The organism is Photorhabdus khanii NC19 (genome assembly GCF_000517265.1).
GTDB classification, from domain to species: Bacteria; Pseudomonadota; Gammaproteobacteria; order Enterobacterales; family Enterobacteriaceae; genus Photorhabdus; species Photorhabdus khanii.
Window position 1 is genome coordinate 172947 of record NZ_AYSJ01000015.1, and the last position, 16104, is coordinate 189050.

The 16104-nt window shown below is 42.8% G+C and carries 21 protein-coding genes and 1 pseudogene; 9 read left to right on the forward strand and 13 right to left on the reverse strand.

The genetic code is table 11. The features are described from left to right. Window positions 1-463 (reverse strand): hypothetical protein (locus tag PTE_RS24690; protein ID WP_081738288.1); only part of this gene is annotated, 463 nt, incomplete at its 3' end. 198 nt (window positions 464-661) lie between these two features. On the opposite strand from PTE_RS24690, the gene PTE_RS25865 reads away from it, so the two are divergent. The 3 genes from PTE_RS25865 (at window position 662) to PTE_RS19565 (ending at window position 1716) form a co-directional block, all read left to right on the forward strand. After that, a complete protein-coding gene (locus tag PTE_RS25865) occupies window positions 662-751 on the forward strand; it encodes an S-4TM family putative pore-forming effector (RefSeq protein ID WP_232832504.1) in 90 nt (29 codons plus the stop codon). A 323-nt stretch (window positions 752-1074) separates the two neighbouring features. Next, complete coding sequence (locus tag PTE_RS19560) at window positions 1075-1257, forward strand: type II toxin-antitoxin system HicA family toxin (protein ID WP_036849727.1); 183 nt, start codon at window positions 1075-1077, stop codon at window positions 1255-1257. A 51-nt stretch (window positions 1258-1308) separates the two neighbouring features. After that, a complete protein-coding gene (locus tag PTE_RS19565; RefSeq protein WP_036782624.1) occupies window positions 1309-1716 on the forward strand; it encodes a type II toxin-antitoxin system HicB family antitoxin in 408 nt (135 codons plus the stop codon). Between the two features lie 125 nt (window positions 1717-1841). Here PTE_RS19565 and PTE_RS19570 read toward each other — a convergent pair. From PTE_RS19570 to PTE_RS19585, 4 genes and pseudogenes are all read right to left on the reverse strand, one after another. Next, window positions 1842-2404: pseudogene (locus PTE_RS19570) on the reverse strand (IS982 family transposase); the annotation flags it as partial. A 110-nt stretch (window positions 2405-2514) separates the two neighbouring features. Continuing rightward, window positions 2515-3309, reverse strand: a complete 795-nt coding sequence (gene speD / locus PTE_RS19575) for an adenosylmethionine decarboxylase (protein WP_036849728.1) — start codon at window positions 3307-3309, stop codon at window positions 2515-2517. A 28-nt stretch (window positions 3310-3337) separates the two neighbouring features. Continuing rightward, window positions 3338-4201, reverse strand: coding sequence for a polyamine aminopropyltransferase (gene speE / locus PTE_RS19580; RefSeq protein ID WP_036849729.1), 864 nt, complete (start codon window positions 4199-4201; stop codon window positions 3338-3340). Window positions 4202-4312: 111 nt separating this feature from the next. After that, window positions 4313-4660: a YacC family pilotin-like protein gene (locus PTE_RS19585; protein ID WP_036849730.1), complete on the reverse strand. Its 348-nt coding sequence runs from the start codon at window positions 4658-4660 to the stop codon at window positions 4313-4315. A gap of 189 nt (window positions 4661-4849) precedes the next feature. Between PTE_RS19585 and cueO the strand changes: the two genes are divergently transcribed. The 4 genes from cueO to hpt all read left to right on the forward strand — a co-directional run bounded on the left by cueO (window position 4850) and on the right by hpt (window position 8222). Beyond that, entirely contained in the window at window positions 4850-6394 is a 1545-nt protein-coding gene (cueO, locus tag PTE_RS19590) for a multicopper oxidase CueO (protein ID WP_036849731.1), read from the forward strand. Window positions 6395-6558: 164 nt separating this feature from the next. Continuing rightward, window positions 6559-7098 (forward strand): Panacea domain-containing protein, encoded by a 540-nt coding sequence (locus tag PTE_RS19595; protein WP_036849732.1) that lies wholly within the window; start codon window positions 6559-6561, stop codon window positions 7096-7098. 3 nt (window positions 7099-7101) lie between these two features. Beyond that, window positions 7102-7572, forward strand: a complete 471-nt coding sequence (locus PTE_RS19600) for a hypothetical protein (RefSeq protein WP_036849733.1) — start codon at window positions 7102-7104, stop codon at window positions 7570-7572. A 113-nt stretch (window positions 7573-7685) separates the two neighbouring features. After that, a complete protein-coding gene (gene hpt / locus PTE_RS19605; protein ID WP_036849734.1) occupies window positions 7686-8222 on the forward strand; it encodes a hypoxanthine phosphoribosyltransferase in 537 nt (178 codons plus the stop codon). A 262-nt stretch (window positions 8223-8484) separates the two neighbouring features. On the opposite strand, the gene PTE_RS19610 is transcribed toward hpt, so the two are convergent. From PTE_RS19610 to PTE_RS26885, 3 genes are all read right to left on the reverse strand, one after another. Next, window positions 8485-8739, reverse strand: a complete 255-nt coding sequence (locus PTE_RS19610; RefSeq protein ID WP_152963102.1) for an AbrB/MazE/SpoVT family DNA-binding domain-containing protein — start codon at window positions 8737-8739, stop codon at window positions 8485-8487. 438 nt (window positions 8740-9177) lie between these two features. Further along, window positions 9178-9831, reverse strand: coding sequence for a carbonate dehydratase (gene can, locus PTE_RS19615; RefSeq protein ID WP_036849736.1), 654 nt, complete (start codon window positions 9829-9831; stop codon window positions 9178-9180). After that, the gene (locus tag PTE_RS26885; protein ID WP_278249200.1) at window positions 9797-9919 is read right to left on the reverse strand and encodes a hypothetical protein; all 123 of its coding nucleotides are present in this window, start codon (window positions 9917-9919) and stop codon (window positions 9797-9799) included. The genes can and PTE_RS26885 overlap by 35 nt, the downstream gene beginning before the upstream one ends. Window positions 9920-10017: 98 nt before the next feature. Between PTE_RS26885 and PTE_RS19620 the strand changes: the two genes are divergently transcribed. Beyond that, complete coding sequence (locus PTE_RS19620; RefSeq protein WP_036849737.1) at window positions 10018-10944, forward strand: ABC transporter ATP-binding protein; 927 nt, start codon at window positions 10018-10020, stop codon at window positions 10942-10944. Continuing rightward, complete coding sequence (locus tag PTE_RS19625) at window positions 10941-11711, forward strand: ABC transporter permease (RefSeq protein ID WP_036849738.1); 771 nt, start codon at window positions 10941-10943, stop codon at window positions 11709-11711. Before PTE_RS19620 ends, PTE_RS19625 begins: the two co-directional genes overlap by 4 nt. A 98-nt stretch (window positions 11712-11809) precedes the next feature. Here the strand turns inward: PTE_RS19625 and panD are convergent, their stop codons facing one another. The 5 genes from panD to pcnB form a co-directional block, all read right to left on the reverse strand. Beyond that, a complete protein-coding gene (panD, locus tag PTE_RS19630) occupies window positions 11810-12190 on the reverse strand; it encodes an aspartate 1-decarboxylase (protein WP_023044121.1) in 381 nt (126 codons plus the stop codon). A gap of 79 nt (window positions 12191-12269) precedes the next feature. After that, on the reverse strand, window positions 12270-13124 hold the full coding sequence (panC, locus tag PTE_RS19635; protein ID WP_036849739.1) for a pantoate--beta-alanine ligase: 855 nt from the start codon (window positions 13122-13124) through the stop codon (window positions 12270-12272). A gap of 53 nt (window positions 13125-13177) precedes the next feature. Continuing rightward, window positions 13178-13969, reverse strand: coding sequence for a 3-methyl-2-oxobutanoate hydroxymethyltransferase (gene panB, locus PTE_RS19640; RefSeq protein ID WP_036849740.1), 792 nt, complete (start codon window positions 13967-13969; stop codon window positions 13178-13180). Between the two features lie 67 nt (window positions 13970-14036). After that, the gene (gene folK, locus PTE_RS19645; protein WP_036849741.1) at window positions 14037-14552 is read right to left on the reverse strand and encodes a 2-amino-4-hydroxy-6-hydroxymethyldihydropteridine diphosphokinase; all 516 of its coding nucleotides are present in this window, start codon (window positions 14550-14552) and stop codon (window positions 14037-14039) included. Window positions 14553-14557: 5 nt separating this feature from the next. Further along, entirely contained in the window at window positions 14558-16060 is a 1503-nt protein-coding gene (gene pcnB / locus PTE_RS19650) for a polynucleotide adenylyltransferase PcnB (protein WP_241826120.1), read from the reverse strand. Window positions 16061-16104: the final 44 nt, after the last annotated feature.

A 16104-nucleotide genomic window follows, 5' to 3' on the forward strand; every position in this document is an offset into this window, starting at 1 on the left:
CTTGATTAAAATACCATGGACGATAGCCAGCAGGATCAGGATCAGCAGAAAGACAAATTCTATGACGCTTATTAATAGGATCATATACAATAATAATATATTCATTGTCTAATGAATATAAGTCATAACCTTCTCCAAATCCTGATTTCTTTAGCATTACTTGTAATTTTGATTTTGTGGGAGATTGAGACGCGAGCTCAATGCCCATATAACTTCCCGTTCCAGCAGTAAAAACATCTCCGCGTACCCAATACAAATCTTTATTCAGTTGAGAAATAGTTGTAATCGCTCCATCCACAGGCACAGGAGTATTATTGAGTACCCATTTAAATGAAGGGTCTGTATGTGCAGGTGTTTGCGTATAATCAGCTGTTAATATACTTACCTGATTAGCGAGCACTACTCCAGCTTTCGCATATCTGCTAGTAAAGTTTTCCTGTCTATAAATATGATATGTAGCCATTTTTTAAAACCTCCAATTAAAATTAACAATTATATACTAGATTATAAAAAATTTTTTCACATTCTTATTTTTATATATGACTTAATAATAACCATAATATTTCGACACTATTTTTAAAATTTCTATAAATAGGGAGAATATAGATGCACAGCGTGGTTTTACTTCAATTAAATTATTTTTTCTGGTATTTTTCCCTCAATGAAAAAGACTGCGTTGACCATTCAGGAAATATATGACTGTGATGTTCTACACATTCCATGGAACGAGTTTAAAGTTGGAAAAAATTAGTCGTGAGAATATTTTTAAAGCATCTTCTTACTATAAAAAAGGGTGATAATAGTCAATTTCGTAACAGAGCACCACGTAACCCGCGCTTCAGCGGGATCAATACCGGAATTAAGCTAGGGAGAATTGGTTTAAATGCCATCAATTGAGCTAGGTCTTAATCCAGGTTTATAATGAGTAATGCTAGTTATTCGCGTTCTAAACCTGTGAGTGACAAAATAGTCGGCTACCCGAACAATATTTCTTATACCCATCATGGGTATTGGTGTTGATGGTGGGTATGAGAGGTGCTATCATTCTCTTGGTTTTGATTAAAGAGAGGGATAATGTCTAGCGATGAACTAATAAAGCAAATCAAAGCGGTTGGCTGGAATTTTGTGCGAGCCAATGGTTCGCATCATGTTTTCGAGAAATCAGGGGAACCCAGCCCGATAGTAATTCCGCATCCGCGCAAAGATTTGGCGGTCGGGACGCTCAATAAAATACTTAAACAAGCAGGACTGAAATAACTTAATTAAGCGGTTGAAAGGCCGCTCTTTAATCAAAGAGAAGGTGTAAGCATGAGATATCCTATTTATTTACATCAGGCTGACGACGGATCGTTTTCCGGTTTTGTGCCAGACGTGATCGGATGTTACTTTGCTGGCGATACCATTGACGACGCTATTAGCGATGCTCAAAACGCATTAGATACTTATTTTGAATACATGAGCGAAAAGGGTGAGGCTCCAGTACAAGCCAGAACTGTTGCTGACCATCTAAGCAATGAAGATTGCACCGGCGGCAGTTGGGCTTATGTTGACATGGATTTAACTAAATACGATGGAAAAGCCATCAAGCTAAACATTACTATGCCCCAACTTTTGTTGGGTAGAATTGATGAATACGTGAACTCACATCGTGAGTATCATAGCCGCAGCGGATTCTTGGCTGAATTGGCTCGGCGTGAGCTGTCGAAACACTCGTAAGATAATCCCTCTATCAAAACCATGAAAAGCCCGCTAACAGCGGGTTTTTTCTTTTAAGAATACCAAAGTGACATGACTAACCTCAGTTTCGTTTAAAAATAGCGATATCACAATCCCGTAAATTCAAGCTCGGTTTTTAACCCTTGTACCCGTGCTTTGACTGGATGACGATCATCTTTATTTCCTGAGGTCAACTTAACCGCCAAAAGTTCACCACAATCATTGATAATCAGATGAAGTTTAAAGCCATAAAACCGTCTGTACTCGTTTTCCCTCGCTGTGCGACGCCCTCAAATACGCGATGACGGGGAATACGGAGGTTGTGACAAACGGCAATTTTGGTTGAATCAATAAAAGCGATCCTCTGGGTTTCAGCCTTGCGTGACGAAAGAAAAGCACAGAGGGGAATGAGCGCCTTTTGCTTCAAGGTTAACATCCGGGTATAGCTGACCAATTTGGGAAAATCGGCCTGAAGATAGTGTTTAACATGCTGAATATAAAACGTTTTAAAATCACGATAATGGCTCATGTGGAATAAAATGAGGAGCGTCATGACTTCACTGAGAGAAAGGGAAACTTCGCGGCGACGTTTGAGCAAGCCATTTTCAATTAACTGTTGATGCCAGAGAGGAATAAATTGTTGGCAAAAGTCATCGACGCCGCAGTAAAGTTCTTCTAAATTAGACATGCCTGAGGATCTCCACGATTTTGTTTTATTTGACAAAAACTTTGATCGTGCCTCAGGCACTTAGTGCCCTTCTTAAGCAAACCTCAGGTTAAATAATAAGTTAGTGAAAGTTAAACAGCGGGTAAATTACGTCCATAGTAAATTTCTTGTATCTCTTTTTTTAAGAGATGGGTAATTTCCAGCTTTTCAGTTTCACTTAATTGCTCTGGTGTGGCATTAAATAAACAATCATTCAGGTCAAATTCTTTTAGCATCATTTTTGTATGAAATAAATTTTCCTGATAAATATTGACATCCATCATGTAATACTGTGATTGCACTTCTTCGGTCATATAATTCTGAATAGAACTGATTTCGTGATCGATATAGTGCTTCACGCCATTCACATCTCTGGTGAAACCACGCACGCGATAATCCATTGTGACAATATCCGATTCCAATTCGTGGATCAGATAGTTCAGCGCTTTGAGAGGTGAAATAACACCGCAGGTTGATACTTCAATATCAGCCCGGAAAGTGCATATGCCACCGCCCGGATGACTCTCTGGGTAAGTGTGGACACAGATATGGCTCTTATCCAAATGAGCAACGACAGAATCGGGTAATGGACCTGGATTTTCAGTATTGTCTACATCCTTTGGATCCATCGGCTCTTCGCTGACGAGTATAGTGACACTTGCCCCTTGTGGCTCATAGTCTTGGCGGGCAATATTCAGAATATTTGCACCAATGATCAAACAGGTTTCGCTGAGAATTTCCGTTAAACGATTAGCGTTATATTGTTCGTCAATGTAGGCGATATAACTATCCCGATCAGCTTGGCTTTTTGCATAGCAGATATCATAAATACAAAAACTCAGGCTTTTTGTCAGGTTATTAAAGCCGTGCAATTTCAGCTTGTGCAATTTATTTCACCTCTTGGCTTATGGGTGATTATGGGTTCTTGGATAGTGCATCCAGCAGATATTGCGGTAGAGCAAAGCTACCTGCGTGAACGGCTGGGTTGTAGTAGCGGCAGGTAAAACCTGCGGCATTAAAGCGCTGTTGCAGTGTTGTCGGATCTACATGACGTAATGCCCGGTTCTGGCTTGCCCATGCAAAGGTCATTATTCCACCATAATAGGTTGGAATAGCAGCCTGATAGAAACTGCTGTCAGCGAAATAGTTGCTCAATTTTTTATGGCTGGTTACCGCTTCATCCTGTTGTAGAAAACAGACGCCATTCTGGGCAACCAAAATGCCACCTTCATTCAGACAGCGCTGGCAACCTTGATAGAATTCCGATGTGAATAATCCTTCACCAGGTCCGATCGGATCAGTGCAGTCAGAAATAATGACATCGAATTTCTGGTCGGTGGTGCTAACGAAATTAACACCATCGTCAATGACCAGGTTGAAGCGCGGATCATCATAAGCACCGGCATTATGGTTAGGCAGATACTGACGGCAGAATTCAACTACGCCGGCATCAATTTCAACCATAGTAACGCTTTCAAGGTATTGATGACGACAGACTTCGCGCAGCATACCGCCATCGCCACCGCCGATAATCAGCACGCGTTTGGCGTTTCCGTGGGCGAACAGAGGAACATGAGCCATCATTTCGTGGTAGATAAATTCATCACGTTCAGTCGTTTGTACTGTACCATCCAGCGCCATGATGCGGCCTAACTCCGCATTTTCAAAGATAATCAAATCCTGATGCTCAGTTTTATCGTGATAAAGCACTTTATCGACCGAAAAATACTGACCAAAATTGGCGTGCAGGGTTTCGTACCAAGTTTCTTTTTGTGACATTCCGCAGCTTTCCTCCACTGTGATGGCCGTGAAAATTGGGCTCACATAATAGCCAACAATCCTCACAGTTGCACGGTGAAATTTACCCCTTAAGGGGTATTAGGGGAGGAACTACTTCACGTAGGCAAATAGGCTCAACGAATCTCTGGCGAGGGCATGGCACTTTATCGCATTGGAGAGGTAAATACCTTTCAGATCCTGATAGCTTTCTTCATTGAGTCTATCCATCAATTGGCTGTTGTAATTGGTCAAATCCCACTTATTACGTTGAGCGAAATAGATAATGGCCCGCTTAATTTCCCGGTCAGGGATTTGGCTGTAACCACAGTCATATTTCAGATAGATAAACACCGCCGTCAGATCCGCCAGATCTTCAGCTTCATTTTCTGTCAGCGCTTTTGCGGGGTGGGAAAAACCGAAAAGAACTAATAGGTAAGTCAATAAGGCTAATTTTCGCATTTGTATTATTATAATGAATTCGTGTCAGGTTACGTTAACATATTAATATCTTTGTCCGGTAAAATTTATTTTTTTAAATTATTGTAAAGATCGATTTAAATCACATTCCCATTGCTTGACCTTCCTGTAAGGGCAACCTTTACGTTGCTGTTATGTGTTATTTTTTGCCAGTTTAATCAGGAGATTGATATGCAACGACGTGATTTTATTAAATTAAGTGCCGTTATCGGTGTCTCCGGTATGTTACCTGTCTGGAGCTGTTTCTCCTTTGCTGAACCCTATCCGGCGCTCCCCATTCCTCCACAGATAGAGCCAGATGCATCAGGTAAAATTGCTATTGAAATCAAAGCCGGGCAATCCTGTTTTAGAGCGGGATCGGTGACTAAAACTTGGGGTTACAATGGTGATTTACTTGGCCCGGCATTGAAATTGACTTCAGGTAAACCTGTTACTATCGATATTCGTAATCATCTGCCGGAAGAGACGACGGTTCACTGGCACGGTCTGGAAATTACCGGGGAGGCTGATGGTGGTCCACATGCGATGATTGCACCAGGTGGGAGTCGAACCGTGAGTTTTACCCTTGAACAACCGGAAGCAACTTGCTGGTTCCATCCGCATACACATGGTAAGACGGGTTATCAGGTGGCAATGGGGCTTGGTGGATTAGTACTGATTGAAGATGAGAACAGCATTAAAACGGGTTTGCCAAACCAATGGGGGGTGGATGATATTCCGGTGATTTTACAGGATAAACGCTTGAATAAAGAGGGTCAGATTGATTATCAACTGGATGTGATGAGTGCTGCTGTTGGTTGGTTTGGCGATATGATGTTGACCAACGGCGTTGTTTTACCTCAGCATATCGCGCCACGTGGTTGGTTACGCCTGCGTTTGCTGAATGGTTGTAATGCCCGCAGCCTGAATATTGCTGCTGGTGATGGCCGCGAATTGTATGTTGTTGCCAGTGATGGCGGCTTGTTAGCGGAACCCGTTGCGGTTAATGAGTTATCGATTCTGGCGGGAGAGCGTTTTGAAGTCGTAGTGAATACGTCGGATGGAAAACCTTTCGATCTGGTGACGTTACCGGTAGTTCAGATGGGAATGACATTACCGCCGTTTGATCAGCCATTACCAGTTTTGCGCATTCAACCTCAGCTTTTTTCTAGCCGCACAATACTGTCGGAGCAGCTTGCCACTCTTCCTATCTTGCCTTCCTTAAAGGGCTTAAATAGACGTAGTTTGCATCTGGCGATGGATGGTCGTCTGGATATGCAGGGGATGATGCTGTTGTCTCAGCGCTACGGTGAGCAAGCTATGGCGGGTATGGGAATGCATCATGGGAATATGAACCACGGAGATATGCATCATGGCGGTGAATTCAATTTCCATCATGCGAATACCATCAATGGACAGGCTTTCTCTATGACAGAACCTGCTTTTGATGTTAAACAGGGGCAATATGAGCACTGGGTGATTTCGGGGGTTGGCGATATGATGCTGCATCCGTTCCATATCCACGGTACCCGTTTCCGCATTTTGCGTGAAAATGGCCGCAAACCTGCCGCTCACCGCAGTGGCTGGAAAGACATTGTTCATGTGGAAGGTAAAGAGAGTGAAGTGCTGGTTCAGTTCAATCATACGGCGGGAGCTAAACATCCATTTATGGCGCATTGTCATCTGCTGGAGCATGAGGATACCGGTATGATGCTGGGTTTTACTGTTAGTAAATAATCTTGCTCACATTGCCTCTTATTTGGTTTTATCGTGTTTTTTAGGCCATGGTGGCGGTCAGTATCAATAGAACACCACAAAGCGTTGTACAGTGATTGCTGTAGGCACTAAAATAGACGCAGATTTTTGAGAGTTATTTGTCCTGTTTAAATGAAGGTGTTGAGATGCTTAATGTAAGGTTTGACTCAGAAAAGGCTGTAGAGGCTATTCTGTATGTTGCCTCTGTAGCGCCAATCCCTGATATTTATCATGTGGGTAAAATTCTGTATTTTGCTGACAGGCTCCATTTAGAACATTATGGACGGCTTATTACCGGTGATAACTATCTTGCGATGAAAGATGGGCCTGTCGCAGAAAATGCTTATGATATTATAAAGATAGCCAGAGGTGACGGGCGCTTTATTCCAAATGGGTGTGACATTGATGTTATTCGATCATCTTTGTCAGTAGACGGCAGTAATGGAAATCATCAGGTGCGTGCGTTACGTAATTTCAATGAAGATGTATTCAGTGATTCAGATATTAATTGCATAAATGAAGCAATTGAGAAGTATGGGAATCTTTCTTTTAAAGAAATACGTGATATCAGTCACGATAGCGTTTGGATGGCCGCTGATCAGAATGGTGAAATTCCATTGGAAGTAATAGCGGCCAGTTGCAAAGATGGTGACAAATTAGTTGCTTATCTGACTTCTGCTGAGTAGCTGATGACTAATCTTGGTGACAAATTTCCTGCATCTTTTAGGGCAGATTTCTTAGCCCGGCAGAGTTTAGCTATAGGAGATGTTCTTTATCTTCACTGTCCTTTTACAACGCCTCCAAAGTTAAAATATCTGTTGGTTTGCTACTGTGAGCCGCTGCTTGTTCTGATAATTAATTCTAAAATCAGCGAATTTATCCAATTACGGCAGGAGCTTCTTCAATGTCAGGTTGATCTGCTTCAGAAAGATCATAAGTTTTTGCAATGGGATTCGTTTGTTAATTGTATAGATGCTCATGCGGCATTTGATATTAATGATATTAAGGGAAAAATCAGCACTGATTATCATAATATTGTTAAAGGTAAAGTCGCTGATTATTGTATGCGTGAAGTTTATAAGGCGGTTAAATGTTCCCCGACGATGAAACGTGGACAGAAACGCAAAATATTAGAGTCACTAGAACGATTTGTTGGTTAGCTGTATCTTATTCTGTTCAAAAGAACGGAGTATCAATCGGCATACTAATAATCATGATTTTCACTGTGCTTTATCATGATTATTATTTTTAAAAACAATTGGTTATATTTATAATGAAACACACTGTAGAAGTTATGATCTCCGAACAGGAGGTTAAGCAACGTATCGCTGAGTTGGGAAAACAGATCACTGAACACTATCGTGACAGTGGCAACGAGCTGGTTATGGTCGGGTTACTGAGAGGCTCATTTATTTTTATGGCTGATTTGTGCCGTGAAATTCAGGTTCCTCATGAAGTGGATTTTATGACGGCTTCTAGTTATGGCAGCGGTATGAATTCCACCCGCGATGTGAAAATTCTTAAAGATTTGGATGAAGATATTCGTGGCAAACATGTGCTGATTGTGGAAGACATTATTGATTCAGGTAATACTCTGAATAAAGTGCGTGAAATTCTGGCACTGCGTGAGCCAAAATCACTGGCAATCTGTACTTTGCTTGATAAACCTTCCCGCCGTGAAGTTGATGTTCCGGTTGAATGGATTGGTTACTCAATTGAAGATAAATTTGTTGTGGGTTACGGTATTGATTATGCGCAGCATTATCGCCATTTGCCTTATATCGGCCATGTGATTTTGTTGGAAGAGTAATTTTGACAGAATCTGGAAGCGGCAGCTTTCGGGTTGCCGTTTTTATTTTGTGATTCAGGAATGATGTATAGGGCTGCGTCCCTATCTACATTTCGGCACTGGTGCCTAATACGGCTTCCGGTCGTAGAACCATATCGGCAGATATCCCTGATTAACAGTAGAATTTATTCCAATATGTATGGCCTTTTGTCACCTTGCAGCTCTTGACCAGCGACTGGGTTTAAGCAAGCCTCAATAATATCCCTTCGTTGAAATATTGCCATTACACTTCATTCCCTACAGGCTTACTGGCATCCCATTCTTTTAAGATTTCAGGCATTGGTGCTTCTGAGTCACATAAAGCAAGTCGATCGGCTAATTTGTACTTGGGACGATGGTTTACCGCAGAGATCACGGTTTTCCTTTGTTCTTCGACAATTGATAATTGGTCACCCTCTTTCAGGTAGAGGGATTTCAATAGTTGAGCTGGAATAATAGTACCAACAGAGTTTGCAATTTTTCTGACATGAGTGAGCATAGAACTTTCCTCGCAAGTAACTGTTATCACATTGTTGACACTTTAGAGTGGTCTTACCGAAATATCAACATTGTTATTACAGGTAATGTGATTAGATCGCCCATAAAAATGTTCTTTTTCATGAACTATTTTGTTTTCTTTTTATTACCATATGCGTACATTCGTAAAATAAAGAAATCAAAATAGATACTTGATATTTAAATAGGCAGCGATTTAATAAAATGAAAATCTGTATTAATCTTCGTTTAATTACGCTGTAGAAGAGGTTAAATATAACCTTTTCTACAGCGTATTTTGTTATACCCGTTATCTTTCAAGTTGCCTCTTTGTTGGCTGCACTCGCTCACCCCGGTCACATAGTGAGCTATGCTCCTGGGGATTCGCTCCCTTGCCGTCGCGATGCATCTTGAAATCTATAGGGTATAGTTACCTGAAAACTTACTTTTTATTCGTCAGTTTGGATACGGTCTGACGATAGGCAAGTTCCAGCTTTTCACGACTGTCAGCCGTGACGTCCAGATCCTGCAACTGACCATTATGGATACCGTAAACCCAGCCGTGGATCATCACTTTCTGTCCCCGTTTCCATGCGGCTTGCATAATAGTTGAGTGACCAAGGTTATACACTTGTTCGACAACGTTGATTTCGCACAGACGGTTCAGGCGTTCATTAGGCGGTAATTCACCTAGCATAGAACTGTGTTTATACCAGAGATCGCGGATATGCAGCAGCCAGTTGTTAATCAATCCCAGTTCAGTGCCATCAATTGCGGCTTCGATACCACCACAGCCATAATGGCCGCAGATAATAATATGTTCAACTTCCAGTACGTCTATTGCGTATTGAATAACAGAAAGACAATTTAAGTCAGTATGGATAACCAGGTTTGCCACATTTCTGTGCACAAACAGGTCACCGGGAGCGGCATCAATCAGTTTTTCTGCGGGTACCCGACTGTCTGAGCAACCAATCCACAAGAAATGGGGTTTCTGAGACTTTGCTAATTCTTTGAAAAATTTTGGGTTTTCTTCGTTAACCGATTCTGACCACTGCTTGTTATTGGCAAGCAACTCTTCTATTTTTTTCATCATGGTGAATAGCCTGATAGCGTTTATTTAAGATAGAATCATATACAACATCAATTAAAATTTTAATATTTTGTTGCTGTTTGTTTTTCATCTTTCTACTGTTTTTGCAAAGAAAACCAGGCAGGAAAGGCGCATTATATTTTCATATTGCACGCAAAAGCGGCCAGATAATAAAGGTTTTTTTAATTTATGACTTATGCATTGGAGTTAACGCAGCTTACCAAGACCTACACTGGTGATGTTAAGGCGCTGCGTGGGATTGACCTGAATGTAGAAGCAGGAGATTTCTACGCGTTATTGGGTCCGAACGGTGCAGGGAAGTCCACCACAATCGGTATTATCAGTTCTCTGGTAAACAAAAGCAGCGGTAAGGTTAAGGTGTTTGGCTACGATATTGATACGGATATTGTGAATGCTAAGCGCCAGTTAGGTCTTGTTCCGCAGGAGTTTAACTTTAACCCGTTTGAAACGGTGTTGCAGATTGTTCTCAATCAGGCGGGTTATTACGGTGTGCCGCGAAAAGTGGCTCAAGCCAGAGCGAAAACTTATCTGTCAAAATTGGATCTGTGGGAAAAACGCGATCAACGGGCGATCCGCTTGTCTGGTGGTATGAAACGGCGTCTGATGATTGTACGTGCTTTGATGCATCAGCCTAAATTATTAATCCTTGATGAGCCGACAGCCGGTGTTGATATTGAACTGCGCCGCTCTATGTGGAATTTTTTGCAAGAGTTGAATGCACAGGGAACAACGATCATTCTGACCACGCATTATCTGGAAGAGGCAGAAATGCTATGCCGTAATATTGGTATTATTCAGCATGGTGAGCTGGTGGAAAACACCAGTATGAAAAATTTACTTAGTCAGGTGGAATCTGAAACGTTCTTCTTCGATCTGGCGACGAAAAGTCCAGCGCCTGAACTTGCCGGATATAATTACCGGGTGATAGACACATCGACCCTGGAAGTCGATGTTCAGCGTGAACAGGGGTTAAATGGTGTATTTACCCAATTAAATGCTCAGGGTATTCAGATCCCAAGTATGCGTAATAAAGCGAACCGTCTGGAAGAGTTGTTTGTCAGTTTGGTGAACAACAAGCAAGGAGACCGTAAATGATTCAGCTGTACTGGGTGGCGCTAAAAACGCTCTGGATTAAAGAAATTACCCGTTTTGGTCGTATCTGGGTACAGACTTTATTACCGCCGGTTATCACTATGTCACTCTATTTTGTTATTTTTGGTAGTTTGATCGGTTCGCGGATTGGACAAATGGGCGGTGTGGATTATATGCAGTTTATTGTCCCTGGCCTGATTATGATGGCAGTGATTACTAACTCTTATGCCAATGTTTCTTCTTCTTTCTTTGGGGCGAAATTTCAGCGCAGTATTGAGGAATTATTGGTAGCGCCGGTTCCAACACATATCGTTATTGCGGGTTTTGTGGGTGGCGGTGTTGCTCGTGGTGTCTGTGTCGGTATTCTGGTGACATTGGTTTCTCTGTTTTTTGTTCCGCTTCATATTCATGCGTGGTGGATGATTGTTGTCACTTTGCTGATGACATCAATTCTGTTCTCGCTGGGTGGTTTGCTGAATTCTATTTTTGCTAAGACATTTGATGATATCAGCATTATTCCGACCTTCGTATTAACGCCTCTGACTTATCTTGGCGGGGTGTTTTATTCGCTGACATTATTACCGCCATTTTGGCAAGCTGTTTCCAAACTGAATCCGATCGTTTATATGATTAGTGGTTTCCGTTACGGCTTTATGGGAATTACCGATGTTTCTTTAACAGTAACGTTGGGTGTTTTGACTGCGTTTATTGCGGTTTTTTATTTTGTCGCCTGGTATTTGATTGAAACAGGGCGGGGGTTGAGGACTTAATTTGTAAATTGTTTTGTAATTAAGTGGTGGTGATGGGTAGGGGAAGTTTATTGATAATGTCTTCACGACCTACCCATTATTAATCATGTGGTGAGTATTCAGGCCACTTGAACCGGAACGGCTTTGGCAATACGGCTCATAATATTGTCACCGTCAAAGTAAGCCATATTAGGCTTATGATGACGGGCATCTTCGTCAGAAATTTGTATATATGAGCAGATAATTAACTTATGACCTACCTTAGCACGGTGAGCCGCTGCTCCGTTGACTGAAATGATTCTGGAACCACGTTCAGCGGCAATAGCATAAGTGGAAAAACGTTCGCCGTTATCCACGTTATAGATATCAATGGCTTCATATTCCAGAATACCGGCTGCATCCATAAAGTTCTGATCAATTGCACAGGAACCTTCATAATGCAGATCTGCCTGAGTGACTTTCACTCGGTGCAATTTCCCTTGTAGCATAGTGCGCAACATGGTTTTCTCCTGATTTGATGACAACTTAGAACCTGTTATTTTATTTTTCTGCGCCAATAACGTCTGACAGAACAGACTATTATTGAGTTAAATCGACCTGCTGATTATCGATTAATCGGGTTTGCCCTAACCAGGCGGCCATCAGAATAACCGCGTTTTTACTTTCGGTATTCAACGGTGTCAGAGTTTCGGCATCACGGATAAACAACTCATCAGGCATAAAACCCGCTTCACGTAGCTGTTCGGAAGCTTGAGTGAGTAATTGTTCTGTGTGGCGTTCACCCTGCGCCATTTTTTCAGCGATAGATTTCATGATCTTGCTGAGTTCTGGCGCAATTCTATGTTCATCGGCGGTTAAATTGTTATTACGCGAACTCAGTGCCAGGCCATTTTTATCGCGTACCGTTGGTACTGAAACCAAAGTAATATCATAAGCCAGATCGGCAATCATCTTGCGGATAAGTTGTAATTGCTGAAAATCTTTCTCGCCAAAATAGGTTAAATCCGGTTGCACCAGATTGAACAGTTTGCTCACCACGGTTGAAACACCGCGGAAATGACCAGGACGGCTGGCACCTTCCAGTATGGTAGAAAGTTCAGGAACTTCAACATACGTCTGATGTTCCATACCATTGGGGTATATTTCCTTATCGGAGGGGGCAAAGACCAGATCAGCACCATGTTGGTGAAGTTTTTCGCAATCTTTTTGTAAGGTACGTGGATATCTTGCCAGATCATCCTGACGATTAAACTGCATCGGGTTAACGAAGATACTGACGATGACAATATCTGCCTGCCCTTTGGCTTCATCAACTAATGTCATATGGCCGTTGTGCAGGTTACCCATTGTTGGCACCAATGCAATGCGTTTCCCTTCCTGACGCCAGCGGCGGATTTCACGGCGTAGAATCGGTACTGTTTCGACAATCAGCATTGCTTAATACTCCTTAATGTGTTCAAAGTCTTCGGGCTAACAAGGATAATTTATTAATCAAATGAATGTTCTTTACCAGGATAGGATCCACTTTCTACCTGCTCTTTATACAGGCGGATGGCATCGCGCATATTTCCTGCCTCTTCAAGGAAGTTTTTCGCAAATTTAGGTGGTCTGGCGGTAATTCCCAGTGCGTCATGCATCACCAAAACTTGTCCGTCAGTCACATTACCGGCACCAATACCAATCACCGGGATTTGTAATTCATCGGTAATCCGTTTAGCTAATTCGGTAGGGACACACTCCAGCACCAGCAATTGTATGCCCGCTTGTTCCAGTGTAATCGCATCTTTTATCAACTGATTAGCCGATTTTTCATCACGTCCCTGGACTTTATAACCCCCAAGAACATGAACAGACTGAGGCGTTAGTCCCAAATGAGCGCAAACAGGTACGGAACGTTCGGTAAGCATCTTAGTGGTATCGCTTAACCAACTGCCGCCCTCAATTTTCACCATGTTAGCTCCGGCACGCATAAGTTTGGCGGCGTTTTCACAACTTTGTTCCGGTGTGGCATAACTCATGAAAGGCATATCGGCAATAAGGAAAGTATAGGGCGCACCAGCACGGACGCAACGAGTGTGGTAGACAATATCTTCGACAGTCACTGGAATGGTGGTATTAGCCCCTTGTAATGTCATACCCAGTGAATCACCAACCAGCATGACATCAATACCTTGCCCGGCAAATAGCTGGGCAAAGCTGGAGTCGTAAGCGGTAATAGTAGCGAATTTACGTTTTTCTTTTTTGAGCTGATTCAGATCAGCCATGGTGATGGGTTTCATTATCTATCTTCCTCCTGCAATTTTTCTTGTTATATACAGAAATCGGCCACGGACTGAACTGAGATCCTTATCTACAATGATTAGGATCAGAGGGCTGCGGTGGCTGCCAGAGTACCAGGCCGTTTTCCGGGATATGTTTCAGTCTTTCAGATAAAGCTTCCCCATCAGGAAATACCAGGTCAGGGGCGATTTCAGCCAACGGGTAGAGCATGAATTCGCGTTGTTTCAGTCCATAGTGGGGGATGGTTAAGCGTTCGGTATCAATCACCTGATCACCAAATAGCATGATATCCAGATCAAGTGTCCTTGGCCCCCAACGTTCATCTTTTCTGACTCGTCCCTGAGCCAGTTCAATCGCTTGAGTGTGATTGAGCAGCTCTTCCGGTGCCAGAGTGGTTTCCAGTGCTACCGCCATATTCAGAAAGTCAGGCTGATTTTGTGGCCCCATCGGTTTGGTTCGATACCATGAGGAGCTGGCAATAAACTCTGTTTCCGGTAAATCTTTTAATGCAGCAAGTGCATTTTTTACTTGCTGCACAGGTTCTGCCAGGTTGCTGCCAACCGCGATATAAACACAGGTCATGATGATCAGCTGTCCCTGCTCAGTCTTGGTTTATAGTGGCGGCGTGGTCGTGTGCGACGACGGACAATATCACTGCCCAGCTCAGAAATCATACTCCGTTGTTGTGATGCATTGGCTTGCTGGAATGCTTCCCACCAATGAGCAAGGTCTTTTAGCTCATTGCGGTTTTCGACATTGGCACGCAGTTCCAGCAGGTCATAGGCGGCACGGAATTTAGGGTGTTCCATCAGTTTGTTTGCCCGTCTACCATGGCGGCGTGGCAGACGTAACTGCAATTGCCAGATATCACGCATGATGGTTGTCAGGCGCTTAGGAATGGCAAGAGAGTGGCACTGTTCGTCCAGAATATCATTCATCGCCAGGGCGAAGGAGTCGTAGTAAGTCAGACCACTTTCCTGAGACAGCTTTTCTGCATGTTCAACCAATGGATACCAAAGCATTGCGGCGAACAGAAACGCGGGGTTAACCCGTTTATCATTTTGTAACCGATAGTCGGTATTCTTCAAAACCTGATTGAGCATACGTTCCATAGGCGAATCGTTATTTTCGGTGAAATAGCGTTGGACCAATGGGAATAGCGGTTGAAACAGGCGGTATTTGCGCAGAAGTTTATAAGTGCTGTAGCCTTGACCTGTTTGCAACAATTTTAACGATTCTTCAAACAGACGAGCTGGTGGAATATTACTCAGCAGAAAAGCCAGACGGGAAATAGGCTCGGCAGTATCTTCGCTGATTGTCATATCCAGTTTGCTGGCGAAGCGAACTGCACGCAGCATTCTGACCGGATCTTCCCGATAACGGGTTTCTGGATCGCCAATTAAACGGATAACACCGGTTTCCAGATCATTAAGGCCACCGGCATAATCACGCAGAGAGAAATCGTTGATGCCGTAATAAAGGCTGTTAATGGTGAAATCACGGCGCATAGCATCTTCTTCAATTGAACCAAAGATGTTATCCCGTAACAACATACCGCTCTGAGCCTGTTGTGACTGATTTTTATCGTCAGAATCAGTCTGCTCATGTGGTCCACGGAATGTTGCGACTTCAATCACTTCCGGGCCAAACATAATATGGGCTAAACGAAAGCGGCGTCCAACCAGACGGCAGTTGCGAAATAATTTACGGACTTGTTCTGGTGTTGCATTGGTTGCAATATCAAAATCTTTCGGTTGTGTGCCGAGTAGTAAGTCACGGACACCACCGCCGACCAGATAAGCTTCAAAGCCGGATTTATTTAAACGATAAAGTACTTTCAGGGCATTTTCACTGATATCTTTGCGGGAAATATTGTGCTGCTCCCGTGGAATTACCGTTATTGGTAAATCCAAATGAAGACTCTCCTGCTCAACCTTCCTTTGTGTTTTCACGTTGGATGAGGATTGATGGGGGTTTTGGCGATTAGAGTGAAGAGTTACGTACTCTTCCTGAGTAGAATGGTCAGATACGGTGACTGGCCTTTCACTGGCTGCCTGTAGCTCGCGGTTAATTTTCCCCTCGCGGATCAATAAATTACGGCAGAAATTTGCTACTCGGTTAAAAATGGTACACC